The following is a 23,980-nucleotide window of genomic DNA, read 5'->3' as shown; positions in this document are numbered from 1 at the left end:
ATTAGAACAGTTCCTAAAAGGTTTGAAAATGCCTCCTTATCGTTCGCGTACTACCACCCACGGCCGCAATATGGCTGGCGCGCGCGGCCTATGGCGCGCCACCGGCATGAAGGATGAGGATTTTGGCAAGCCAATTATTGCCGTGGTGAACTCGTTCACCCAGTTCGTGCCGGGCCATGTGCATCTGAAAGATTTGGGCCAGCTGGTTGCCCGTGAAATCGAAAGCGCTGGTGGCGTTGCGAAAGAATTCAACACCATTGCGGTCGATGACGGCATCGCCATGGGTCATGACGGCATGCTCTATTCGCTGCCATCGCGCGAGCTGATCGCCGACTCGGTGGAATATATGGTCAATGCCCATTGCGCTGATGCGATGGTGTGCATTTCCAACTGCGACAAGATCACGCCCGGCATGCTGATGGCCTCGCTGCGCCTCAATATTCCGGTCGTTTTCGTTTCCGGCGGTCCGATGGAAGCTGGCAAGGTCGTGTGGGACGATCAGGTCAAGAAGCTCGACCTCGTGGACGCCATGGTTGCTGCCGCCGATGACCACTATACCGACGATCAGGTCAAGGCGATTGAGCGCTCTGCCTGCCCAACCTGTGGCTCATGCTCGGGCATGTTCACCGCCAATTCGATGAACTGCCTCACAGAAGCACTTGGCCTGTCGCTGCCGGGCAATGGTTCGACGCTCGCAACCCATGCCGACCGCAAGCGCCTGTTTGTGGAAGCCGGTCATCTGGTTGTCGATCTCGCGCGCCGTTATTATGAGCAGAACGACGACAGCGTCCTGCCGCGCTCGATTGCAAGCGTCCCGGCTTTTGAAAACGCCATGACGCTTGATATTGCCATGGGCGGATCGACCAATACGGTCCTTCATCTTCTGGCGGCTGCACAGGAAGCCGAAATCGACTTCACCATGGCCGATATTGACCGTCTGTCGCGCCGCGTGCCGGTTCTTTGTAAGGTCGCGCCTGCCAACAATACGGTTCACATGGAAGATGTGCATCGTGCAGGCGGCATTATGGGCATTCTCGGCCAGCTCGACAAAGCAGGGCTGATCAATACCGATCTGCCAACCATCCATAGTGAAACCATGGGCAAGGCGCTCGATCATTGGGACGTGACGCGCACCAACAGTGAAATGGTGCACAAGTTCTATTCGGCGGCCCCCGGCGGCGTGCCGACACAGGTTGCATTCAGCCAGGAACGCCGCTTTGACAGCGTTGATACGAACCGTGAAACGGGCGTTATCCGTTCGAAAGAACATGCGTTTAGTCAGGATGGCGGTCTGGCCGTGCTTTACGGCAATCTGGCTGAAGACGGCTGCATCGTGAAGACGGCAGGCGTGGATGATTCCATTCTGAAATTCTCCGGCCCTGCCCGCATCTTCGAAAGCCAGGATTCTGCCGTGCTCGGTATCCTGAACGGCAAGATCAAGGCTGGCGACATTGTGCTGATCCGCTATGAAGGTCCGCGCGGCGGTCCGGGTATGCAGGAAATGCTCTACCCAACCAGCTACCTGAAATCAAAGGGCCTCGGTAAGGCTTGTGCGCTGGTCACTGACGGACGTTTTTCGGGCGGCTCTTCGGGTCTTTCAATTGGTCACGTTTCGCCGGAAGCAGCCGAAGGCGGCACGATCGGTCTGGTGCGCGAAGGCGATATTATCGATATCGACATTCCAAACCGCAAAATCCATCTGGCTGTTGATGATGCAACGCTGGCGGAACGCCGCGCCGAGCAGGATGCATCCGGCTGGAAGCCGCTTGAAGAGCGCAAGCGCAAGGTTTCAACCGCGTTGAAGGCTTACGCTTCCATGGCAACCAGTGCTGCCAAGGGCGCGGTGCGGAAATTGCCGGATTGAGACGAATGAAGAACGGAAATTAAAAATATAGATGTTCCGTCTGCAATCAGAGCGCATCCCGAAAAGCATGAAATGGCTCTCGGGATGCGCTTTAAAACAAATACTTTGAGACGCGCCGATCTGACCCAATCAAATTGAAACCCGCTCTAATTCAAAACGAGCCGCCTTTTTTCCTTGAACCTGTAAACAATTCTCACGCTATATCATCCACTGAAGAATCACTTAATTCTACGGGGCATATTTAGTGGTGCGGGAAAATTTTAAAGCCAACAAGGCGCTTTTTTGTGCGCAGTATTTATTATCCCTTTAATAGTGGGCGCTGTATCGTTTTATCTAGGCGGCATACTTGGTCCTAGCGAAAGGTTTAGAGATCTGGCCTTTTTCGCTTCGTCAATTGCACTTCTCATAGCATCGCTTCATGCACTTAATTCCGATGCACAGATCAATGGCCACGCACTTCCCTCTCGAGGGTTATTGTTTGTCGGCGTTTTGCTCCTTCCGGTCGCGCAACTGCTTTATTTGCTAAAAACACGCAGGCCATTGCGAGCAATCTGGCTACTCATTCTGTTCTGGATAACAATGTTTCTGTCGCTCTTTGCAGGCGCAATTGTCTGTTTGATCGTCGTCCTGATCGTGAATCAATTCTGAGGTCTTAACACCCAAAGCAGATGAGGAAGCCCGCTCACAGGTCGCCAATCGCGCCGGTTATCACAGGCATCAAATCGTTCTTGACCGACTCCGGCGTAAACGGCCCGACATGCTTGTAAACGATCTTACCGTCTGCATCGACGAGGAAGGTTTCCGGCACGCCGTAGACCCCCCATTCAATGGCGGAGCGTCCCGCGCGGTCTGCGCCCACGGCAGCAAAGGGATTGCCGAGATCGCCAAGAAAACGGCGGGCGTTTTCGGGTTGGTCCTTGTAATTGAGGCCAACCACACGAATGCGCTTGTCCTTGGCGATTTCCATCAAAAGCGGATGCTCCTGACGGCATGGTACGCACCATGATCCCCAGACATTGACGAGCGTGAGCTTGCCCCCAGGACCCGTTTTGAAATCTTCGCTGTCGAGCCCCGGCACGGACGCACCATCGCGCAGAAGGCCTTCGACGGGCGGAAGATTGGTTGGTGGTGCCTGCCTGCCAATCAAGGCCGAAGGAATAGTCGTATTGTCTTTGCCGGATAAAAGCTGCACGGCAAAGATCACGGCAAGGCCAACGAAGATCAGCAAAGGCAGCAGCGCCACCAATATGCGGGGCTTTTTAGCGGTATCGGCTTCACTCATTGCGCAGAACTCTTTGCCGAGCGGCGGCGCACGCCTTGCGCTTCAAGCCGTTTGATCTCATTTTTCTGAATGCGCTGATCGATCAGTATCCAGCCAATCGTGATGGCGAGGGCTGCGGCGGCGATGCCATAGGAGATCGCCACATAAGCGAAATGGCTCATTGCGTTGCCTCCTGTGCTTCCACACGCACTTTTTTCATACGGCTGCGATCTGCATTGCGGGCTGCAAGCTTTTTCATCATAGCCACGCGACGACGCCAGATTTCATTGCGCATCGCCATCATGTGCAATGTGAGAAACAGCAGCGTGAAGCCGATCGCCATCACAAAAAGCGGCCGCAGCATAGAGCCATCAATCGTCGGGCCATCCATGCGGAAAACCGAAGCGGGTTGATGCAATGTGTTCCACCAGTCGACCGAGAATTTGATAATCGGAATATTGATAAAACCAACCAGTGTGAGGACGGCGACGGACTTTGCACTTTTGGCCGGATCATCCATGGCGCGCGACAGCGCAATAATGCCGAGATACATCAAAAACAGCACGAACACGGAAGTTAATCGCGCATCCCACACCCACCATGTGCCCCACATCGGCTTGCCCCAGAGCGAGCCGGTTGCAAGTGCAAGCGCTGTGAACACCGCGCCCAAGGGAGCCGCTGCGCGGATTGAGACATCCGCCAGCGGATGGCGCCAGACCAGCGTCCCCAGGGCCGAGATTGCCATGATCGAATAGCACATCATCGAAAGCCAGGCGAAAGGCACATGGATATACATGATGCGGACAGTCAGACCCTGCTGATAATCATCCGGCGACAGAAAAACCATATAAAGCCCGGCTGCGAGAAACAGCCCGGCAAAGCCTCCAAGCCACGGCAGAACCTTACCTGCGAAAGCGAGAAAGCGGGTCGGGTTTGCCAGATCGAGCCAGCTTTGGGTTTTCATCATGTCATTCGTCATGGCCTATACTTATACCTGACGCGATATGCCGTTCAATTGACCGTAATCAACTGCGTCAATCCGCCGAGCCTGATCTTATCCGAAAACCGGTTCCCACTTTTGGGATCATGCTCAATCCGCCGAACTTTTTAAAGATGCTGCAGCTGCCAACGGCCCTAAAACAGCAAAAAACAAAGTCAGCGCACACAGAATCAGAAACGGCGCAAAGAATGGGGCCACAGCATCGGTCGCGCCATATGAAGCCGAGACACCGAAAATCAGCACCGGAATGGTCAGCGGCAGCACGATCACCGAAACCAGCAAGCCACCGCGCGGAAGCGCCACCGCCAATGCCGCACCGACTGCGCCGATGAAAGCAATGGCTGGCGTTCCGACCAGAAGTGTCAGCGCAGTTGCAGCGGTTGCGGTCATATCCATATTCATGAACAGCCCCAACATGGGTGACGCAATGACCAGCGGCAAAACGCTCGCCACCCAATGGGCAAGACATTTCACAAAGACTGTAAAAGCCAGCATATGGCGGTCTGCACCAATCAGCAGCAGATCAAGCGAGCCATCTTCTCGGTCCGCCTGAAACAGCCGGTCGAGGCCGAGAAGTGTTGCCAGCAAAGCGCCGATCCATAACATGGCCGGACCAATGCGCGAGAGCAGATTAAGATCAGGGCCGACGCCAAACGGCATCACTGAAATGACAGCCAGAAAGAACAAAATCCCAATCAGTGCGCCGCCACCGGCACGAAAACCCAAACGCAAATCTCTGATAAACAGTGCTCCCATCACGCCACCTCGGGCGCATAGGCGGCCATGTCGAGCGATTTTATCCCCGTCAGACCAAGCGGAATATGCGTTGCGGCAATCACCATGCCGCCCTCACGCCTATGATCGCGCATCAGCTCTGCAAAGCGCCCCTCGGATGCCTTGTCGAGACCGGCGGTCGGCTCATCGACAATCCAGACCGGGCGATGACTGATCAGCAGTTTGGCAATGGAAACACGGCGCTTCTGCCCGGTTGACAGATAGCCAAAAGGCAGATGGTCAACGCCCGGCAGATCGACTGCCTCCAGTGCCTCTTCAATATCGAAGCGTGCAGCACCATTGAATTTTTGCCAGAACAAAAGATTCTCGCGCACGCTCAAAGCGGGCTTCATTGCATTGAGATGGCCAAGATAATGGCAAGCAGCGCGCACTGGCATCGAAACAGTGTCTTCGTAGAGCGCAATGGTGCCGTTTTCCGGCGCCAGAAGACCACAGATGATTCGCAGCAATGTCGACTTTCCAGAGCCGTTCGGGCCGGTGACAATAAGTGCTTCACCCGACGACAAGTCAAATGAAAGGCCTGCGAAGATCGTCTCGCCCGCGCGCTCACCTGCCAGATTTTCGGCTTTGAGCCGCATTCTCTCTCCTCAGCCCCTTCTGGCAACGTCTAAAAGGGACTATCGCAACATTTCGCCGCAAGGGGGCAAATTCACGAAATTCAGTCTGGAATCGTTTTAGGAAACTCTCTATATGAGGGCTACCATGCCAGCGGTCGGTGTGGAAACGAATTTTGGCCGATCTCAAACACTTGTAACCTATTATACAAGTTTCGGGACGGACAGCGGAAATGACTGCACCCGCACCTTGGCGCGTCCTTGAAACGCTAGCCTAGGCGTTCGTCCTGGTTTTCCGGCCAGTAGCATAAAGGACGAATGAAGTGTCGCACATCGACAGCTTTAAATGCCGCAAAACCCTTACCGTTGGCGGTAAGGATTATGTCTATTACAGCCTGACCGAAGCCGAAAAGAACGGCTTGACGGGCATATCCAAGCTTCCTTTCTCCATGAAGGTTCTCCTTGAGAACCTGCTCCGCTTCGAAGACGACCGCTCTGTCAAGAAGTCGGACATCGAAGCTGTTGCAAAGTGGCTCAATGATCGCGGCTCGGCAGGCGCTGAAATCGCTTATCGCCCGGCCCGAGTGCTGATGCAGGACTTCACCGGCGTTCCAGCCGTTGTTGACCTTGCAGCCATGCGCGATGGTCTGAAGGCGCTGGGCGGCGATCCTGAAAAGATCAATCCGCTGGTTCCTGTTGATCTCGTCATCGACCACTCGGTGATCGTCGATGAGTTCGGAAATCCAAATGCTTTCAAGGCCAATGTGGACCTCGAATATGCGCGCAATGGCGAACGCTACCGCTTCCTCAAATGGGGCCAGCAGGCATTCAAGAACTTCCGTGTTGTTCCTCCGGGCACCGGCATCTGCCATCAGGTCAATCTTGAATATCTGGCACAGGCTGTCTGGACCAAGGAAGAAGATGGCGAAACCGTTGCCTATCCTGATACCTGCGTTGGCACCGATTCCCACACCACCATGGTCAATGGCCTTGGCGTTCTTGGCTGGGGTGTTGGCGGTATTGAAGCGGAAGCTGCCATGCTCGGCCAGCCCGTTTCCATGCTTTTGCCAGAAGTCATCGGCTTCCGCCTGACAGGCAAAGTCAAGGAAGGCGTGACCGCAACCGATCTCGTGCTCACCGTCACACAGATGCTGCGCAAGAAGGGCGTTGTCGGCAAATTCGTCGAATTCTTCGGCGAAGGCCTCGAAAACATGACGCTCGCCGACCGTGCGACCATTGCCAATATGGGCCCGGAATATGGCGCAACCTGCGGCTTCTTCCCGATCGACAAGGAAACGCTCAACTACATGAACACGACCGGTCGTGCAGAAGACCGTCTCGCGCTCGTGGAAGCTTATTCGCGTGCTCAGGGCATGTGGCGTGAAGCTGGATCGGAAGACCCAGTCTTTACCGACATTCTCGAACTCGACATGAGTGACGTTGTTCCATCGATGGCTGGTCCAAAGCGTCCTGAAGGCCGCATTGCGCTGGAAAACATTGCATCGGGCTTCGCAACCTCGCTTGAAACCGAGTACAAGAAGACCACCGGCCAGACCACACGTTATGCCGTTGAAGGTGAAGACTATGATCTTGGTCATGGCGATGTGGCGATTGCCGCAATCACGTCCTGCACCAACACCTCCAACCCAAGCGTGCTGATTGCTGCCGGTCTTCTGGCGCGCAATGCGGTTGCCAAGGGTCTCAAGACCAAGCCATGGGTCAAGACCTCGCTCGCACCCGGTTCTCAGGTTGTGGCCGCTTATCTTGAATCCGCTGGCCTCCAGAAGGATCTTGATGCACTCGGCTTCAACCTCGTTGGCTTCGGCTGCACGACCTGTATCGGCAATTCCGGTCCATTGCCTGCGCCGATCTCCAAGACCATCAATGAAAAGGGTCTGATTGCGGCTGCCGTTCTTTCCGGTAACCGTAACTTTGAAGGCCGTGTTTCGCCGGACGTTCAGGCAAACTACCTGGCTTCGCCGCCATTGGTTGTTGCTCACGCGCTTGCCGGTACGGTTACCAAGGATCTGACAACAGAGCCGCTTGGCGAAGATCAAGATGGCAATCCGGTATTCCTGCGCGATATCTGGCCTTCATCGGCGGAAATTCAGGACTTTATCGCCAAGAATGTCACCCGCAAAATCTTCTCCGAGAAATATGCGGATGTGTTTAAGGGCGACGAAAACTGGCAGGCCGTTCAGGTTCCTGCTGGCCAGACCTATGCATGGGACGACAATTCGACCTATGTGCAGAACCCGCCTTACTTTGTGGGCATGGGCAAGTCGGCTGGCACGATTTCTGATGTCAAAGGCGCGCGTGTGCTTGGTCTCTTCGGCGACAAGATCACAACCGACCATATTTCACCTGCCGGTTCCATCAAGGCGCAGTCACCTGCTGGCAAGTATCTGCTTGACCATGGCGTCGGCATTGCCGACTTCAACCAGTACGGCACACGTCGCGGCAACCATGAAGTGATGATGCGCGGCACGTTTGCAAATATCCGTATTCGCAATCACATGCTGGGCGAAAACGGTCGTGAAGGTGGATACACCATTCACTATCCGTCGAAGGAAGAAATGTCGATCTACGACGCCGCTATGGAATACAAGGCAGAGGGCGTTCCGCTCGTCATCTTTGCCGGCGTCGAATATGGCAATGGCTCGTCGCGTGACTGGGCTGCAAAGGGCACCAATCTGCTCGGCGTCAAGGCTGTGATTGCGCAGTCGTTTGAGCGTATTCACCGCTCCAACCTCGTTGGCATGGGCATTGTGCCTTTCGTCTTCGAGGAAGGCACAAGCTGGCAGACACTCGGTCTTAAGGGCGATGAAATCGTCTCCATCGAAGGCCTTGCCGATGTGCGCCCACGCCAGAAGGTCGAAGCTTCCATCACTTATGCCGATGGCAGCGTGAAGAAGGTTCCGCTCATCTGCCGTATCGATACGCTGGATGAGCTCGACTACATGAAGAATGGCGGCATTCTGCAGACCGTTCTGCGCGATCTGGCTGCTTAATCAGTACAGCATCAAAATTAAAAGGCCGCCGGAGAAATCCGGCGGCCTTTTGGTTTATAAGCCCGAACGGATCATATCCCTGATTTTTACTGCTTTCTCAAAATGATCAAGCGTGTGGGTTTTAATCCACCACTGAGCAGCTTCCATAAGCAATTCGGGGTCAGAATTCTTATTGGCAAAGAACGCGTAAAAAGAGATGCCAACCGTCTCGCCCTTTTTGGCTATCTTTTCATCGCAAATGGCGATGGCTCTTTCTCTTAGGCTCAACCGCATATTCGATCAGTCCCGTCCCTATGGATTTTCTGGCGCACCATCCTTTTATCGCAGGTCACGCCAAGCGTGGGATAAAAGAAACAGTACCCACATGAAACTCACTGCAACGTGACTTCCTATTGATCATGCCAATTCCTACATAATATATGTCAGAGCTAATTATATACGCATTGAACCATTCAAAACCGTTTTCGTTTTGCTGGAAATGCGTTGATTGCAGGATGAAACCAAAGTGACCTTCCACTCCCCTTTCAATGGGACATGTACACGATTTTCCGGCGAATATGCTCCCGGTCTGCGCTGTGTTTGTGCTGCTCTGGGTTTGGCGTTTACGGGTAGTTTGTCCATGCATGGCGTGGCGAACGCTGAATCCAGCAGCATGCGCACATCGGTGATTGAGCTTTATACCAGCCAAGGCTGCAAATCCTGCCCGCAAGCCGATAAGAATCTGGCGAAATATGCCGATGACCCGAACGTGTTGGCGCTGTCATTCCACGTCAATTACTGGGACTATATGGGCTGGCACGATACGCTTGCATCGCAGGACAACACGGACCGCCAGAACGCCTATCGCAATTCGTTTAATGCCAAGATGCTGTATACGCCGCAGGCCATCGTCAATGGCACGTCTGAAGTGAATGGTCGCGATGCTGAGGCGGTAAAACAACATATTGCTGCAAACAAACTTAACGTGCCCGTTTCGATCCGTAAGCTGGATGACGGACGTCTGTCCATCGAGATCGCCAAAGGTGAAAAGCCGAAAAGTCCGGTGCATGTGGTGATGTTCTATTTGCGCGATGCAGTCACGATCCCGATCGACCGGGGCGAGAATGCCGGCCAGTCAGTCACGTACCGCAATACGGTGACGGACACTGACACGATCGGCATGTGGGACGGTGAGGCCATGAAAATCGAGCTGCCTGCCTCAGAGCTCAAGCGCAAGGACGTAAACGGCTGCGCAATCATTTTGCAGGAAAGCAACAGCGCCAATGCGCTTGGCCCAATCCATGGTGCGGCCATATTTAAGCAAAGAAGCCCGCTTAGCCTGTAATGCGCCAAACGCTATCAGGATCACGTCTTTGACGGCCTGTTTTCGATAATTTTTGGAAGTTCACATTTGCCTGGGAGGCTGATCGCGTGTGAGCTGGTTCGGTTCGAGCAGTCCTTTGGGCGGGGGGCTTGGGGTCGGACAAACCCGAACCGAACCGTCTCAGGCAACACGCTAATATAGGCCGCACAATCAGGCCGGAATGCGAAGTTAACAAGGCCAAAATGTGGCCAATCATCACCATTCAGAACAGACGTTCTTTTTTCGTGACCAGCTAATATACAACTAATTGGGATTGATTTTTTATAGATCAATTTGCGCGCGATCACCAGCGCCAATCACAACCTTGCAAAGATTTAACAAAACCATCACCATGTGCTTATGCGGCAAGATAATTGCGACTTGCGCATTTCCTTGGCTAACCATCCAGCGTCGAAAGGAAAACCATGGATAAACAAAGCGCTGCAAATGAGAATGCGGCAGCGTCCCATTCACTTCCCAACTCTTCGTCCACCCGAAACATTGCCCCTGTGGGGCATATAAAAACTGCTCCAACCACCATCAGCTTTGACAGGCATGAGCTTGGCAAAATCCTGAATATTTATGGCCGCATGGTCGCAACAGGCGTTTGGCGGGATTATGCGATTGACCATCTCGCAGACAGGGCTGTTTTTTCGATTTTCCGTCGGGCAAGCGAAGTGCCGCTTTTTCGCATTGAGAAAAATCCAAAGCTCGCAAATAAGCAGGGCGCCTATTCTGTCATTGCCGCAACAGGCCTTATCATGAAGCGCGGGCACGAGCTTGAGCGTGTGCTTCGCGTTTTCGACAAGAGCCTCAAGCTGGTCGATAAATAAGCGATGACTTAAGTCAGTGGCATGGCGCCGGGATCAACCGTGCAACCGCCATTAAGCGGCAACTGCATCAGCACGGTATCAAGCCAGCGGCCATGCTTGAAACCGGAACCCTGAATACGCCCGCAATGGATGAAGCCGAGGCTTTCATGCAGCTTCACCGAGCCGATATTGTGCTCACCATCGCCCACCACCGCCAGCAGCTGCCGGAAGCCAAGCGCGGTCGCGCGCTTTATCAATTCTCCAAGCAGCAGCTTACCAAGGCCTTTTCCCTTCGCATCGGGTGCGATATAGATCGAGTCTTCTGCAAGCCAGCGATAGGCAGGCCTTGTGCGGAAATAGCTGATATAGGCATAGCCCAGCACCCGGCCATGCTCTTCCGCAACAAGAATCGGAAAACCCTGATCGACGAAAGTGTCGAAGCGCCGCTTCATCTCATCAAGAGTAGGCGGCTCAATCTCATAGGAACCGGAGCCGTTTAACACCGCTTCCGTGTAGATCGCGGTAATGGTTGCCATATCGGTGGGCTGAAAGTCTCGAATGAAGGGCATAGCGAAAGCCAGGACTCTGTTTGAAATTACCCGCTCAACATGCCCCGAAGAAGTCTTTTTGAAAAGCAAAAAGGGCAACGTTTCCGCTGCCCTTTCGCATTCATTCTATTCCAGACTGATCAGTCGCGGTTGCCCATGAACTGAAGCAGGAACATGAACATGTTGATGAAGTCGAGGTACAGACGCAGCGCGCCCATAACAACTTTACGGCCCTGCGAATCGGCCGAATCACCTTCAAAATACATTTCCTTGATCGACTGCGTGTCGTAGGCGGTCAGACCTGCGAAGATCAGCACGCCGATCACCGAGATTGCAAACTGCAGCGCGGTGGAGCCGAGGAAGATGTTAACAACCGAAGCGATGATCAGGCCAAACAGACCCATCATCAGGAACGACCCCATAGCGGACAAATCACGCTTGGTGGTGTAGCCGTAAAGCGACAGCGCGCCGAAAGAGGCAGCCGTCACGAAGAAGGTGCGAACGATGCTCTGGCCGGTAAAGACCAGGAAGATCGACGACAGCGACAGACCAACCAGTGCCGCATAGCCCCAGAACACAGCATTGGCGGTCGATACCGACAGACGCTCAATGCGGAAGCTCAGGAAAAAGACTGCTGCGAGCGGCGCAAGCATAACAACCCAGCGCAGCGGGGATGTGTAAAGGGCTGCACCGAGTGCAGTGAGCATCTTGCCGTTCGCCATCTGCGCAACTGCAGCCGATGGGTCTGTTGTTGTTGCCAGCGATGAGACAGCCAGAGCAGCAAGGCCGGTAACGACCAAGCCGATAGCCATCATGTTGTAAACGCCCAGCATATAGCTGCGCAGCCCCTGATCGATGTCAGCACCGACGCGCGCGCCGCCGACGGGCCTCTGCGCCTGAATATTGCGATAGTCAGCCATGACTTAATTCCTCTTGCCTTGTCCCGTCCGGTGTCAGGGCATACTTCAAGCTTAAGATGCCACAAGGCGCCGCTGGCGGGACCCCAGCATGCCTTCGCTTATTATGGGGATTTTGCAGCTATCCTACAAGTACTCCCTGTAAAAAATCATAATAAGAGCATTTTAAAATGGACCGCATTTTCAATAAGATCCAAGACCTTACGCGATTTTATGCAACAACATTACAAATGCTTCATAAGTTTCGGAGCACGTTCGCAGGCTTCTGACCCAGAACACGCCATGTTCCGGCAAGTCCGAATCCGACAGTCAGCACAAGAGCGATGGCAATCGTCATCAAAGCCACATCCGGCAGGAACTGTGCTTTAAGCTTCATAACTTCAACCACGACGTACCAACCCGCAACGCTTCCCGCGACCAGCGCAAACACGGCGGTTGCAAGACCAAGCAGCATATATTCAACGATATAAGCCGTAATCAGCGTGCCGCGTGTGGCACCCAGCGTTTTTAGCACCACCGCATCGTGAACACGGGCACGGTTGCCAGCAGCCAAAGCGCCGCCCAGCACCAAAACCGATGCCGCAAGCGCAATAGAGGCTGCCGCCCGGATCGCCGTTGCAAGCTGACTGATCAGGTCATTTGCCACATCAAGCGCATCGGTGACGCTGACTGTCGTCACCGCCGGCCATGTCTTTGTGACCTGTCGCAAAACATCCGGCGCCAAGTTCTTCTGATTCTCTGGGATCGTCAGCGTTGCAAGCCACGTTGCAGGTGCACCGGCAAACGTGTTGGGCGAGAAAACCATGACGAAATTCATCGCCAGCGTTTCCCATTGCAACTGCCGGAAGCTTGCAATCTTGGCATTGATATTGCGGCCAAGCACATTAACGGTGACCACATCGCCGATCTTGAGCCCCAGCTCTTTGCCCTCGCGCTCTGCAAACGAGACCAGAGGCTCGCCCTTATAGTCGGCAGGCCACCACTCGCCTTCGCTCAGCGTCGAATTTTCGGGAACTTTGTCCGCAAAAGTAATGCCACGGTCTCCACGCAACACCCATGCGGCCTCAGGCGGAATGGTCATGTCGCGCACATTCGTGCCGTTGAAAGCAACGATACGACCACGCAGCATCGGCCCGGCAGTGAGCTTGCCATTCGGCACGATGCCGCTGACAAGTTTGGTGAAATCACCGATGTCATTGTTCTGGATATCAACGAAGAAGAAGTCCGGCGCTTGTGCGGGAATATTCTCCGTTATCTGGCGCCGCAGATTGCCATCAATAAGCGCAATAGCCACCATCAGCGTCAGGCCAAGACCGAGCGACAAAACCACCGAAGGCGTCAGAGCGCCGGGGCGGTAGATATTGCCAATTGCCAGACGCACAGCTGTTGAACGCACACGCGGCGCACGGCGCGCCAGCCAGCGGATGCCGTCTGCCACAAGCCGCAGCACACCAAAAGCCGCAATCGCCGCAACAATGAAAACGCCTGCGATCCGCCGATCATAGGCCACATAAAGCGCAAGTCCGGCCAGTGCCGCAATCAGCAGGACAGCCAGAGCCAGATAAAGCAATGGCGGAAGTCCGCGCTGCTCAAAACCCTGCTCGCGAAACAATGCAGTGGCAGGGATGTTGCGTGCACGCCCCAGCGGAATGATCGCAAAGGCCAGCGTTGTGATAAGGCCAAACGCTGCCGCCAGTGCCAGAGCATCAGGGAAAAAGCCGCCACCACCCGCAACGGGCAGATAATTGGCAAGGGCTGCGGCAGCCGCAAACGGCATAATGGCCGCCAGCAGCAGTCCAAAGGCAATGCCAATCAGGCCGATCACCATGATCTGTACAAGATAGACCAGCACCGCAAAGCGTGCAGGCGCGCCCAATGATTTGAACGTCGCAATCACCCCGCGCTTGCCGTCGAGATAAGCGCGAACGGCATTGGCAACACCAACACCGCCAACAATCAGCGCCGTCAGGCCGACCAGCGTGAGGAATTGCGAAAAGCGCTCAATATTGGCAGTCAGTGCGGGGGCTGCGTTGTTGCGTGAGCGGATATTCCAGCCAGCATCGGGGAAGTCCTTCGTTGCGCGTTCACGCAACTGCGTGATTGCTGAATCAGATGCACTACCCGGCAATGCGACCTTATAGATATGATCGACAAGACTTCCGGGTTGTATCAAGCCAGATGCACGTAAGCCGTCTATCGAGACGAGAAAACGCGGCGCGAAATTAAAACCCGATGACAGAAGATCAGGTTCGGTTTCAATCAGCGCACGCAGCTCAAAAGTTTCAGACCCGAGCAGCACCTTCGTGCCGAGCGACACGCCCATGCGATTGAGAAAATCCTGACTGACAGCCGCGCCGTAAACGCCGTCCTGCTCTTTGGTCATATCGTTAAGCGAAAGCTGCGGCTGTGTTTTCAACTCACCATAGAGCGGATAAGCAGCGTCCACGGCCTTCACTTCCACGAGCGACTGATCCGACCCATCGGGCAAACGCGCCATGGAGCGCATGGTGGCGCTTTCGGCAAAGCGTCCCTGCTGCTCGATAAAGGCACGTTCATCGGGGCTGGCCTCACGCTGATTGAGCGCAAAACTGACATCGCCGCCAAGTATAGTCTGGCCTTCGGCTGCAATACCGGTACTGACCGAGCGCGCAACTGAGTTTACGCCACCAATGGCTGCAACACCCAAAGCGATACAGGCGAGAAAGATATAGAAGCCGGATAACCCACCACGCATTTCACGCAAAGCGAAGCGCAGAGCGAGAGAAAACGATTTTAAAAAACTCATGCGCCTGCCACCGCCTCTTCAAGCGCAGGCTCTTTTCGGGCAGGCTCTTCGATACGGCCTGAACGCACCGGGATCTCCTGATCACAGCGCGCAGCAAGCGATGGATCATGTGTTACCAGCACCATGGTCAGGCCGTTTTCACGCTGCTTTGAAAACAGAAGATCGGTGATTTGTCGACCCGTTGCCGTGTCGAGATTGCCGGTCGGTTCATCGGCAATGAGGATTTTCGGGCTTGGCGCAAGCGCACGCGCAATGGCGACACGCTGCTGCTCACCACCCGACAGTTCCGACGGATAATGTGTCAGGCGCTCGCCAAGCCCCACAGCGCGAAGCTCGCGTTCGGCAACCTCAAACGCATCTTTACGTCCGGCAAGTTCAAGAGGAACAGCGACATTTTCAAGCGCCGTCATATTGGGAATCAGATGGAACGACTGGAAGACAATACCGATATTGGCACCGCGAAAAGCCGCGGCCTGATCTTCGGACATCTGACTAATCGTCTCGCCTGCGATTTTCACGCTGCCCTGATCGACATGCTCGAGCCCCGCCAGCACCATCAGCAGGGTTGATTTGCCCGAACCCGATGGCCCAACAATACCGACAGAGCGGCCCTGCATAATGGAAAGCGAGACGCCTTTGAGGACATGCACAGACGAGGCAGCGTGCCCGAGGGTCAAATGAACGTTCTCAAGTTCAATAATCGGGCCAGAAATTGAAGATGCTACCTGTTCCGTCACGCGTTTTTCTTCCTATATGCATATTCAGGGTCAAAGCGCGTCACAAAATTGAACTTGTTTTGCGCGAGAAGGAATCATCCGGGCGGATTGCCCACTTTGCTAGATATGGGTCGCTAACAATGCGTTTCAAACACTCGATCACGGTTTGGTTATCGATTTTTGCTCTGACCGCATCTTTTCTTGCGACAGGAGCACGCGCTCAGGAAGAGCCAACTGGCCTCGAAGACGCATTGCCAACCGAACAGCTTGAACAGGTCAAGATTGTCGGTTTTGGCGACAGTTTGATGGCTGGCTACCTTTTGCCGTCCAATGCGGCCTTCCCGCAGCAGCTTGAAAAAGCACTCGACGACAAGGGCTATGAAGTCAGTATCGAGAATGCAGGCGTTTCGGGCGACACCACAACCGGTGGGCTTGCGCGCATCGACTGGTCGATTCCCGATGGCACCGATCTGGTTATTCTGGAACTGGGTGCCAATGATGCGCTGCGCGGTATTTCGCCGGACATTACAGAGAAAAATCTTGATGAAATGCTTTCGCGTCTGAAGGCACGCGGTATTTCAGTCATTCTCGCGGGCATGATGGCTCCGCCCAATATGGGCAAGGATTATGCCGACAAATTCAACCCGATCTATCCAAAGCTCGCGCAGAAATATGGCGTACCACTTTATCCGTTCTTCCTTGATGGTGTCACCACCCAGAAGGATCTGCTGCTCGAAGATGGCATGCACCCAAATGAAAAGGGCGTTGAAACAATGGTCAGCCATTTCATGCCAGTGATCGAGAAAACCCTCAAAGCCAAACAAAAGACGGGGACATCGGGCGGCTGACACAGACCGGAAGCATAAACAGCTTGCTCAAAACGGCGAAGAATGATTCGCTGCAAGTTGCATCGGTTCGTAAAGAAGATTCGTTTTCCTGATGATTGATGCATAGGCACTCTAAACGCAGAGCGTCCTTCCGTGGTTTTTGCCACACGACGCTCTGGTGCAGAACGGTTCGAGGAGGATGCTTTATGCCGCGTCTCTTTACTGCCCTCGAAATCCCGCGCGACGCCGCGCTTTCGCTCTCGTTATTACGAGGCGGCCTCCCCGGCGCACGCTGGATTGATGTCGAAAACTACCACATAACCCTGCGTTTTATTGGAGATGTGGAAGGCCATGTGGCCGATGAGGTTGCCAATGCACTCGATCGCGTGCGGCGCCCTGAATTCATGCTCAGCCTGTCAGGTGTCGATGCTTTCGGCTCCAAGAAGCCGCACAGCATCTATGCCGGCGTATCTCCCTCGCCTGAACTCAACGCACTTCAGGGCGAAATCGAACGCATCTGCCAACGGCTTCGCATTCCTGCTGATCCGCGCAAATTCACACCGCACGTGACTTTGGCACGGTTGAGAAACCCGCGCATTGAGGATGTCGTGCATTACCTCTCATCGCGCGGCAACTTCTCGACAATGCCGTTCAAGGTGGGGCGCTTCGTGCTGATGTCGTCACGTGATTCTGTCGGCGGTGGACCTTATGTTGTCGAGGAAGCCTGGCCTTTGGTACCCGCATCGCGCCAGAACTGGTCAGCCAGCGCCTTTGATGAGGCCAGAACCATCCGGTAAACATGTTCGAAATCCCCGATATTGCCATAATAAGGGTCGGGGATTTCAACTGCTTTTCCTTGCGCAATTTCGGTGAACAACCCGATACGAGCGCTTGCGCTTACAGGCTTTCGCTGTGCGATCATGCGCATATTGTAGCGATCCATACCCACAATGAGATCGAACCGCGTAAAGTCGCTTGCAATGAGCTGACGGCAGCGCTGCTCAGAAATATCGAGGCCATGACCGGCTGCAACCCGGATCGAGCGATCATCCGGCTCTTCGCCGGTATGGTAGCCATTGGTGCCTGCGGAATCGATCAACACATGATCAATGCGGCGCTCAGCCAGAACCTCTCGCATCACGCCTTCCGCAAGCGGCGAACGACAAATATTGCCTGCGCAGACAAACAAAATACTGGTTGGGGCTGATTGGGTCACGGAACTCTCACGGTTATGATAAGTTAGAGCTGAATAGCCAACAACATAGGCAAAAGGCAATGACACGCAACCGGCTCAATGAAGATGAACTGAAACAGGAACTTGCCAAGCTTGAGGGCTGGCAGAAAGTCGATGATCGCGAAGCCATCAGTAAAAGTTTCAAATTCAAAGATTTTAACGCAGCGTTCGGCTTTATGAGCCGGGCAGCACTTTATGCCGAAAAGCTTGACCATCACCCCGAATGGTTCAATGTCTATAATCGTGTCGATGTCACGCTTTCAACGCATAGCGAAAACGGCATCACAGAGTTGGACATCCAGTTAGCACGCATGATGAATGCAATCGCTTAATCCTATCAAACCTTTGAAATATAAACGATAATGATCTTTTTCTGATAATTGAAGCTTCCGTCTCGGTTTCTCAAATTATAAGGCAGAGCCTTCGTCAGATCGACACGATCACTCCAGTCCTGACCGAGCGCTCCGCCATTGATACTTCGAATGAAGGTATCCCCCACAGAAATGGCAGAATGAAAAATGTGGCCGGCTTTCACGTCGTAAAATCCAATTGCCCGGCCATAGGGAAGCGCTGAATAACCGTTCCACAATTCGCCCGCTTTGAAATTCAGTAACGGAATCCAGTTCTGACCGGATGTGCCGCGCAATGTATGCTGCGATATCCCGGCGCCCAGAAGAAAACGCATATAGGCAGTCATGTCATAGCAAACGCCGTCTTTCACATCGACAGTGATCTGATCGCCAATGTCCTGCGCCAAAGCCAGTTGATGTCCACGGTAAAACTGGGTTGACCGGTCACTACGTACAAAATTTTCGCCATAGCCGGTAAAGTGCATAAAAATCTCCATTCAGCCAGATCGTAGGACGCCCCTCAACGGGAAGGACTCTATATTCTGGTGATTTGGGAGGTTTGGTGTAGCTGACGGTTCTTGCAGGCTGAAGACCACGAAAACTTGAAAAGACGTCCCAGCACCCCCATTTTGTTGGAGTCACAGGCTGACGCGGATGACAGGAGTTTGATTGACTATGGATAGCACCAGGATCGATGAAATCCTTGAACCCGGTGATGATCGCCAGAACCAAAGGCGCAGCGAACGGGTGAAAAAAGGTTTCTGGAAAACCGCACGCCGTGCCGGTCGCATGGTTCCTTTTATGGATGAAGTCGTGGCGGCTTATTATTGCGCGCTTGATGAAAAAACGCCAACGCGTGTGCGCATGACGTTGATGGCCGCTCTTGCCTATTTCGTACTGCCTTTCGATATTATTCCCGATATGCTGGTTGGCATTGGCTTTACCGATGACGTTGCGGTGCTGATGGCAGCACTCACAGCCGTGCGCACGCATATAACGCCTGCGCACCGTATTGCAGCGCGCGAAGCCATGCGCGACGAAGCTGATATCACCGGAAGCTGACCGATCTCATTCACAGCTTTGTTACGGATTTACACATCCATACAATGGGATAGATTGCTGCCGACAAACTCTTGCCGCTTTCTTTTGGATGAAGTGAGCAGCGGGATCGTGGGGACTAAGGTTCAAAGCCTGGTGCACTCGTTCAAGTTTTCTTTCAAAACTTCACCGTTTGGTAACCCAGATTAAGGCACATTAAGGGTCACTAAGCGGGGCGGCGTGTTGAACGACGACATCCCGATATTCGACTTGGAAGCAAACGAAAGAGAACCGGTAAAAAACCATGCTTGGAAAATCGATCGTCGCGGCTTCGGTGTTCACGATTGCAATGGCTGGCGCAGCGCTGGCCCAGACACCGACCCAGATTAAACAGTTCGACGCCTGGGGCGCATATAGCTACCAGTCGGGTAATGGCAAGGTTTGCTATGTCCTGTCCGTGCCGACACAAAAGGCCCCAGCCAATGTCGATCACGGTGATAATTTCTTTCTCGTGAGCCAGAAACCGGGCCAGAACATCAGCTTTGAACCTCAGTTCATGGCCGGTTATGATCTCAATACCAACGCCAAGGTTGTGGTTACTGTCGGCAATCGCAGCTTCAACATGTTCGTCAACGGCAAATCCGGCTGGATGGAAAATGCCGCGGAAGAGCCACAGCTGGTCGCAGCCATGCGCGGCGGTTCTGACATGAAGGTTCAGGCGCAGTCCAAGCGCGGCACCAAAACCAGTTATACTTATTCGCTCAAAGGCATTTCGGCAGCACTCGCAGCCATTCAGAAGTGCAAATAAGCCAATCAGTCCAAGCAGATTTAAAAGCCGGGGCCGAAGCTCCGGCTTTTCTTTTTATCATCCGATATCGCGTCGCTGCATATCTCCCACGAAACACTGCGGGATGACGGATCGAATATTGTGTGCTATGAGCGCGCGCAACAGGCTCGCATTTCAGATGAACGAGCCCATATATCCATGCAACAGATCGTGTTTACCGGCGCGCTTTATGCGGCGTCCTCAACAGTTGAAAACATATGTCCATTTCGTTCGACCTGACCATTGATGATACGCGCGACCAGCTTGCCCGCCATGTGCGCGCAAATATGGAACAGAAGCCTTCGCTCATTGGCATGTCGCGTGAGGAAATGGCTGATGCGCTGATCAAGATTGGCGTGTTGCCAAAGCAGGTGAAGATGCGCATTGCGCAGCTTTGGCACTGGCTTTACGTGCGCGGCGTTTCCGACTTTGCCGATATGCGCAATATTTCCAAGGATCTGCGCGCGCTGCTGGCGCAGCATTTCACCATTGCGCGCCCGGAAGTGGTTGAAGAGCAAATCTCGCAGGACGGAACGCGCAAGTGGCTGTTCCGTTTTCCGCCACGCGGTGCCGGGCGTCCTGTCGAAATCGAATGTGTTTATATCCCGGAAGAAGGCCGCGGCACGCTTTGCATTTCTTCACAGGTTGGGTGCACGCTAACCTGTTCCTTCTGCCATACCGGCACGCAGAAGCTGGTGCGCAATCTGACATCAGAAGAAATTCTGGCGCAGCTTCTGACCGCGCGTGATCGTTTGGGGGATTTCCCGGAAACCGACACACCCGATGGTGCCATCGTGCCTGCGGAAGGCCGCAAGGTTACCAATATCGTCATGATGGGCATGGGCGAGCCGCTTTATAATTTTGAAGAAGTGAAAAAGGCTCTGCTGATTGCGTCAGATGGCGATGGCCTTGCCCTTTCCAAGCGTCGTATCACGCTTTCGACCTCTGGCGTTGTGCCGGAAATCTATCGCACTGGCGAAGAAATTGGCGTGATGCTGGCAATTTCGCTCCATGCCGTGCGCGACGAGTTGCGCGACCTGCTGGTGCCGATCAACAAGAAATATCCGCTGGAGCAGTTGCTCAAGGCTTGCCGCGAATATCCGGGCCTGTCGAATGCAAAACGCATTACATTTGAATATGTGATGCTCAAAGACATCAATGACAGCATGGAAGATGCCAAGCTGCTGGTTAAGCTTCTCAAGGGCATTCCGGCCAAGATCAATCTGATCCCGTTTAACCCATGGCCCGGCACCAACTACCAGTGCTCAGATTGGGAACATATCGAACGCTTCGCCGATTATGTGAATGCGGCGGGCTACGCGTCGCCGATCCGAACACCACGCGGTCGCGATATTCTGGCGGCCTGTGGTCAGCTGAAGTCGGAATCAGAGCGTATGCGCAAAACCGAACGGCTGGCGCTTGAAGCCATGATGATCGCCGGACACGGCGAATGATTTACGGAGATCAACCCGTTTGACCGACACTTTCGATTACATCACACGGTTTGTTGTCATTGTTTTCGGCTATTGTGTCGCTGTTCTGGCCGCAGGATTTTTTCTGGCGGCCATTCTTTATAGCCAGGTCGATGTACTCGGCTATGCCATGTCAGACCCGTTTTTTCAGGATATTTTTACGGAAATTCGTGACAGCTGGGATATGACGGGCTTTTATGCAGCCGTTCTCGTCGGCGGACCTGTTCTGGCATTCATGGCAGGCGGCTTCAGCTTTTTCCCGGCACTGGTGCTGATTGTGATAGCCGAAGCGCGCGGGTGGAAATCATCGCTGCCTTATTGTATCGGCGGCCTTGTGATCGGGTTGCTGGCAATGGGAACAGGTTCGCTTTTCGCAATCACGGATCAGCAGATTGCCGCAAGTATCGCGCTTCTGACAGGCGCTTTCGCTTGTTCAGGCGTCGTCGGTGGTTTTGTCTACTGGCTGATTGCCGGTCGTAATGCCGGACGATTTTTAGCCCGCCCGGCGAAGTAATCCTACTTGGCCTGCGCTGTCAGAATTTTGAGCGCAAAGGCCGAAAAAACACCCGCAAAAAGCCAGTCTACAATCCGCGTAACCGTTGGATTCTTCTTGAGAAGACCGGAGAATTTATCAGCTGCCACAATCATCGGAATGGTGAAAGGCAGCGCCAGCGGAATAAACGACAGACCAAGAAAAAACAGTTTTCCCATGGCGTGTGGGTCATGCGCGGAAACAAACTGCGGCAGAAAAGTCATGTTGAAGAGAATGATCTTCGGATTGAGCAGATTGATGCCCAGTCCCGTTGCCCAGTTCTGAAACAATGTGTGCTTCTTGCCGCCATTCTTTTCCGGTGAAAATGCCGACCCCTTGCGGATTGCCTGAACAGCCAGCCACACCAGATAGAGCGCACCAACGGCTTTCAACACAGTGAAGGCGGCGGGCGATGCTATGATCAGCGCCGACAGGCCCAGAGCCACCATGCTTGTATGAATGATAATGCCTGTGCTGGCACCCGCCAGACAGGCAAAGCCTGCAGCTTTTCCCTCTGACAGAGCTCGACCAACAAAAAGCGTCATGTCCGGGCCGGGCGTGATGGATAAAATTGCGGTGGCGATCACAAATTGGACGAAGATGGTCCATTCGGGAATGAAGGTCAGATTTGTCAGGAAAGACATGAGCAGAGACTCCGGGAATTCGCGGCAAGCTAACGCGAATATGGCCATCACGCCATCGGAATTTTTGATGCTTTTTTATAAGAAAATGTCATCCGGGTTGCACGCGGCTTAGCAACTGATAAAAGACTTGCAACAAGCCTTCATCGCATCAGACGGAAGTGAACTATGAGCAAGCTGAAAGACGTTAAAAAAGTCGTTCTCGCCTATTCGGGCGGTCTCGACACCTCGATCATCCTGAAATGGTTGCAGACTGAGCTTAACGCAGAAGTCGTTACCTTTACTGCCGATCTCGGTCAGGGCGAAGAACTTGAACCAGCACGCAAAAAGGCGGAAATGCTGGGCATCAAGGAAATCTTCGTTGAGGACGTGCGTGAAGAGTTCGTGCGCGATTTTGTCTTCCCGATGTTCCGCGCCAATGCCGTCTATGAAGGCGTCTATCTGCTCGGCACCTCGATTGCCCGCCCGCTGATCTCCAAACACCTCATCGACATTGCCAAGAAAACCGGCGCAGACGCCATTGCACACGGTGCAACCGGCAAGGGCAACGATCAGGTTCGTTTTGAGCTTTCCGCTTATGCGCTGAACCCGGACATCAAGATCATCGCCCCATGGCGCGACTGGTCGTTCAAGAGCCGCACGCATCTGCTCGAATTTGCCGAACAGCACCAGATTCCTGTTGCCAAGGACAAGATGGGCGAAGCGCCATTCTCCGTTGACGCAAACCTGCTGCACTCTTCGTCTGAAGGGAAGGTTCTGGAAGATCCGGCGATCGAAGCGCCTGAATATGTGCATATGCGCACGATTTCGCCCGAAACCGCCCCGGATACGCCAACCATCATCAAGATTGGCTTTGAAAAGGGTGATGCCGTTTCGATCAATGGCGAACGTCTATCGCGTGCGACGTTGCTTGCCAAGCTTAATGATTATGGCCGCGACAACGGCATTGGTCGCCTTGACCTCGTTGAAAACCGCTTCGTCGGCATGAAGTCCCGCGGCGTTTATGAAACGCCGGGCGGCACGATCCTTTTGGCTGCACACCGCGCCATCGAATCGATCACGCTCGACCGTGGTGCAGCGCACCTCAAGGATGAGCTGATGCCACGCTATGCAGAACTCATTTATTACGGCTTCTGGTTCTCGCCGGAACGCGAAATGTTGCAGGCCGCTATCGACCTCAGCCAGCGTCACGTTGAAGGCGAAGTCACGCTCAAGCTTTATAAGGGCAATGTGATTGTGATCGGTCGTGAAAGCGACAAGTCGCTTTATTCCGACAAGCTGGTGACGTTTGAAGACGATCAGGGCGCATATGACCAGAAGGACGCAGCTGGCTTCATCAAGCTCAACGCGCTTCGTCTGCGTACTCTGGCTGCCCGCGATCGTCGCTAAGCCCAATCCTAAAGACAAAAAACGCCCTCTCAACCGGAGGGCGTTTTTTATTCAGAATACGCATTT

25 protein-coding genes are annotated in these 23,980 nt (G+C 53.9%); 12 read left to right on the top strand and 13 right to left on the bottom strand.

The annotated features are described in order from the left end of the window. Positions 1-28 precede the first annotated feature (28 nt). The gene (gene ilvD / locus ABE530_RS00785) at positions 29-1,864 is read left to right on the top strand and encodes a dihydroxy-acid dehydratase (RefSeq protein WP_499693294.1); all 1,836 of its coding nucleotides are present in this window, start codon (positions 29-31) and stop codon (positions 1,862-1,864) included. Between the two features lie 682 nt (positions 1,865-2,546). Here ilvD and ABE530_RS00780 read toward each other — a convergent pair. The 5 genes from ABE530_RS00780 to ccmA all read right to left on the bottom strand — a co-directional run bounded on the left by ABE530_RS00780 (position 2,547) and on the right by ccmA (position 5,498). After that, positions 2,547-3,146 (bottom strand): DsbE family thiol:disulfide interchange protein, encoded by a 600-nt coding sequence (locus ABE530_RS00780; RefSeq protein WP_499693293.1) that lies wholly within the window; start codon positions 3,144-3,146, stop codon positions 2,547-2,549. Further along, entirely contained in the window at positions 3,143-3,307 is a 165-nt protein-coding gene (ccmD, locus tag ABE530_RS00775) for a heme exporter protein CcmD (protein WP_265982674.1), read from the bottom strand. Before ccmD ends, ABE530_RS00780 begins: the two co-directional genes overlap by 4 nt. Then, positions 3,304-4,104, bottom strand: a complete 801-nt coding sequence (locus ABE530_RS00770; protein WP_265982673.1) for a heme ABC transporter permease — start codon at positions 4,102-4,104, stop codon at positions 3,304-3,306. Before ABE530_RS00770 ends, ccmD begins: the two co-directional genes overlap by 4 nt. A gap of 111 nt (positions 4,105-4,215) precedes the next feature. Then, positions 4,216-4,881 (bottom strand): heme exporter protein CcmB, encoded by a 666-nt coding sequence (gene ccmB / locus ABE530_RS00765; RefSeq protein WP_265982672.1) that lies wholly within the window; start codon positions 4,879-4,881, stop codon positions 4,216-4,218. Continuing rightward, on the bottom strand, positions 4,881-5,498 hold the full coding sequence (gene ccmA / locus ABE530_RS00760; protein WP_499693292.1) for a heme ABC exporter ATP-binding protein CcmA: 618 nt from the start codon (positions 5,496-5,498) through the stop codon (positions 4,881-4,883). Before ccmA ends, ccmB begins: the two co-directional genes overlap by 1 nt. A 299-nt stretch (positions 5,499-5,797) precedes the next feature. Between ccmA and acnA the strand changes: the two genes are divergently transcribed. Continuing rightward, on the top strand, positions 5,798-8,485 hold the full coding sequence (gene acnA / locus ABE530_RS00755) for an aconitate hydratase AcnA (protein WP_265982670.1): 2,688 nt from the start codon (positions 5,798-5,800) through the stop codon (positions 8,483-8,485). 54 nt (positions 8,486-8,539) lie between these two features. Here the strand turns inward: acnA and ABE530_RS00750 are convergent, their stop codons facing one another. Beyond that, entirely contained in the window at positions 8,540-8,758 is a 219-nt protein-coding gene (locus ABE530_RS00750) for a DUF6500 family protein (protein WP_499693291.1), read from the bottom strand. 316 nt (positions 8,759-9,074) lie between these two features. Between ABE530_RS00750 and ABE530_RS00745 the strand changes: the two genes are divergently transcribed. Both ABE530_RS00745 and ABE530_RS00740 read left to right on the top strand, forming a co-directional pair. Further along, entirely contained in the window at positions 9,075-9,809 is a 735-nt protein-coding gene (locus ABE530_RS00745; RefSeq protein ID WP_499693647.1) for a DUF1223 domain-containing protein, read from the top strand. Positions 9,810-10,252: 443 nt separating this feature from the next. Then, positions 10,253-10,660 (top strand): DUF2794 domain-containing protein, encoded by a 408-nt coding sequence (locus ABE530_RS00740; RefSeq protein WP_499693290.1) that lies wholly within the window; start codon positions 10,253-10,255, stop codon positions 10,658-10,660. 8 nt (positions 10,661-10,668) lie between these two features. Here ABE530_RS00740 and ABE530_RS00735 read toward each other — a convergent pair whose 3' ends face one another. The 4 genes from ABE530_RS00735 to ABE530_RS00720 form a co-directional block, all read right to left on the bottom strand. Next, positions 10,669-11,208, bottom strand: a complete 540-nt coding sequence (locus ABE530_RS00735) for a GNAT family N-acetyltransferase (RefSeq protein WP_499693289.1) — start codon at positions 11,206-11,208, stop codon at positions 10,669-10,671. Positions 11,209-11,327: 119 nt separating this feature from the next. After that, entirely contained in the window at positions 11,328-12,107 is a 780-nt protein-coding gene (locus ABE530_RS00730; protein ID WP_265982666.1) for a Bax inhibitor-1/YccA family protein, read from the bottom strand. Positions 12,108-12,339: 232 nt separating this feature from the next. Beyond that, a complete protein-coding gene (locus ABE530_RS00725; RefSeq protein ID WP_499693288.1) occupies positions 12,340-14,889 on the bottom strand; it encodes an ABC transporter permease in 2,550 nt (849 codons plus the stop codon). Further along, positions 14,886-15,626: an ABC transporter ATP-binding protein gene (locus ABE530_RS00720; protein ID WP_265982664.1), complete on the bottom strand. Its 741-nt coding sequence runs from the start codon at positions 15,624-15,626 to the stop codon at positions 14,886-14,888. The genes ABE530_RS00725 and ABE530_RS00720 overlap by 4 nt, the downstream gene beginning before the upstream one ends. 119 nt (positions 15,627-15,745) lie before the next feature. Between ABE530_RS00720 and ABE530_RS00715 the strand changes: the two genes are divergently transcribed. Both ABE530_RS00715 and thpR read left to right on the top strand, forming a co-directional pair. Next, positions 15,746-16,453: an arylesterase gene (locus tag ABE530_RS00715; RefSeq protein ID WP_265982663.1), complete on the top strand. Its 708-nt coding sequence runs from the start codon at positions 15,746-15,748 to the stop codon at positions 16,451-16,453. A gap of 185 nt (positions 16,454-16,638) precedes the next feature. Then, positions 16,639-17,229 (top strand): RNA 2',3'-cyclic phosphodiesterase, encoded by a 591-nt coding sequence (gene thpR, locus ABE530_RS00710; RefSeq protein WP_265982662.1) that lies wholly within the window; start codon positions 16,639-16,641, stop codon positions 17,227-17,229. On the opposite strand, the gene ABE530_RS00705 is transcribed toward thpR, so the two are convergent. Next, on the bottom strand, positions 17,139-17,648 hold the full coding sequence (locus ABE530_RS00705; protein WP_499693287.1) for a low molecular weight protein-tyrosine-phosphatase: 510 nt from the start codon (positions 17,646-17,648) through the stop codon (positions 17,139-17,141). The genes thpR and ABE530_RS00705 overlap by 91 nt on opposite strands. 59 nt (positions 17,649-17,707) lie before the next feature. Here ABE530_RS00705 and ABE530_RS00700 point away from each other — a divergent pair, with 59 nt between their 5' ends. Then, positions 17,708-17,998 (top strand): 4a-hydroxytetrahydrobiopterin dehydratase, encoded by a 291-nt coding sequence (locus ABE530_RS00700; RefSeq protein ID WP_499693286.1) that lies wholly within the window; start codon positions 17,708-17,710, stop codon positions 17,996-17,998. 5 nt (positions 17,999-18,003) lie between these two features. Here the strand turns inward: ABE530_RS00700 and ABE530_RS00695 are convergent, their stop codons facing one another. Then, complete coding sequence (locus ABE530_RS00695; RefSeq protein WP_499693285.1) at positions 18,004-18,501, bottom strand: hypothetical protein; 498 nt, start codon at positions 18,499-18,501, stop codon at positions 18,004-18,006. A gap of 190 nt (positions 18,502-18,691) precedes the next feature. On the opposite strand from ABE530_RS00695, the gene ABE530_RS00690 reads away from it, so the two are divergent. The 4 genes from ABE530_RS00690 to ABE530_RS00675 all read left to right on the top strand — a co-directional run bounded on the left by ABE530_RS00690 (position 18,692) and on the right by ABE530_RS00675 (position 21,866). Then, entirely contained in the window at positions 18,692-19,078 is a 387-nt protein-coding gene (locus ABE530_RS00690) for a YkvA family protein (protein WP_265982658.1), read from the top strand. Between the two features lie 280 nt (positions 19,079-19,358). Further along, positions 19,359-19,862 (top strand): invasion associated locus B family protein, encoded by a 504-nt coding sequence (locus tag ABE530_RS00685; protein WP_265982657.1) that lies wholly within the window; start codon positions 19,359-19,361, stop codon positions 19,860-19,862. A gap of 236 nt (positions 19,863-20,098) precedes the next feature. Further along, positions 20,099-21,334: a dual-specificity RNA methyltransferase RlmN gene (gene rlmN / locus ABE530_RS00680; protein ID WP_265982656.1), complete on the top strand. Its 1,236-nt coding sequence runs from the start codon at positions 20,099-20,101 to the stop codon at positions 21,332-21,334. A 19-nt stretch (positions 21,335-21,353) separates the two neighbouring features. Further along, positions 21,354-21,866, top strand: coding sequence for a hypothetical protein (locus ABE530_RS00675; RefSeq protein ID WP_265982655.1), 513 nt, complete (start codon positions 21,354-21,356; stop codon positions 21,864-21,866). Positions 21,867-21,868: 2 nt separating this feature from the next. On the opposite strand, the gene ABE530_RS00670 is transcribed toward ABE530_RS00675, so the two are convergent. Next, positions 21,869-22,528: a LysE family translocator gene (locus ABE530_RS00670; RefSeq protein ID WP_265982654.1), complete on the bottom strand. Its 660-nt coding sequence runs from the start codon at positions 22,526-22,528 to the stop codon at positions 21,869-21,871. A gap of 165 nt (positions 22,529-22,693) precedes the next feature. Between ABE530_RS00670 and ABE530_RS00665 the strand changes: the two genes are divergently transcribed. Then, positions 22,694-23,914 carry an argininosuccinate synthase gene (locus ABE530_RS00665; protein ID WP_499693284.1) on the top strand — a complete coding sequence of 407 codons (1,221 nt, stop codon included), beginning with the start codon at positions 22,694-22,696 and terminating at the stop codon, positions 23,912-23,914. The last annotated feature ends 66 nt before the right edge of the window (positions 23,915-23,980 follow it).

Origin of the sequence: Brucella sp. TWI559, assembly GCF_039674265.1 — a bacterium.
GTDB classification, from domain to species: Bacteria; Pseudomonadota; Alphaproteobacteria; order Rhizobiales; family Rhizobiaceae; genus Brucella; species Brucella chromiisoli.
Note: the sequence above shows the minus strand (reverse complement) of the source record. Positions and strands in the feature narration are given on the sequence as shown.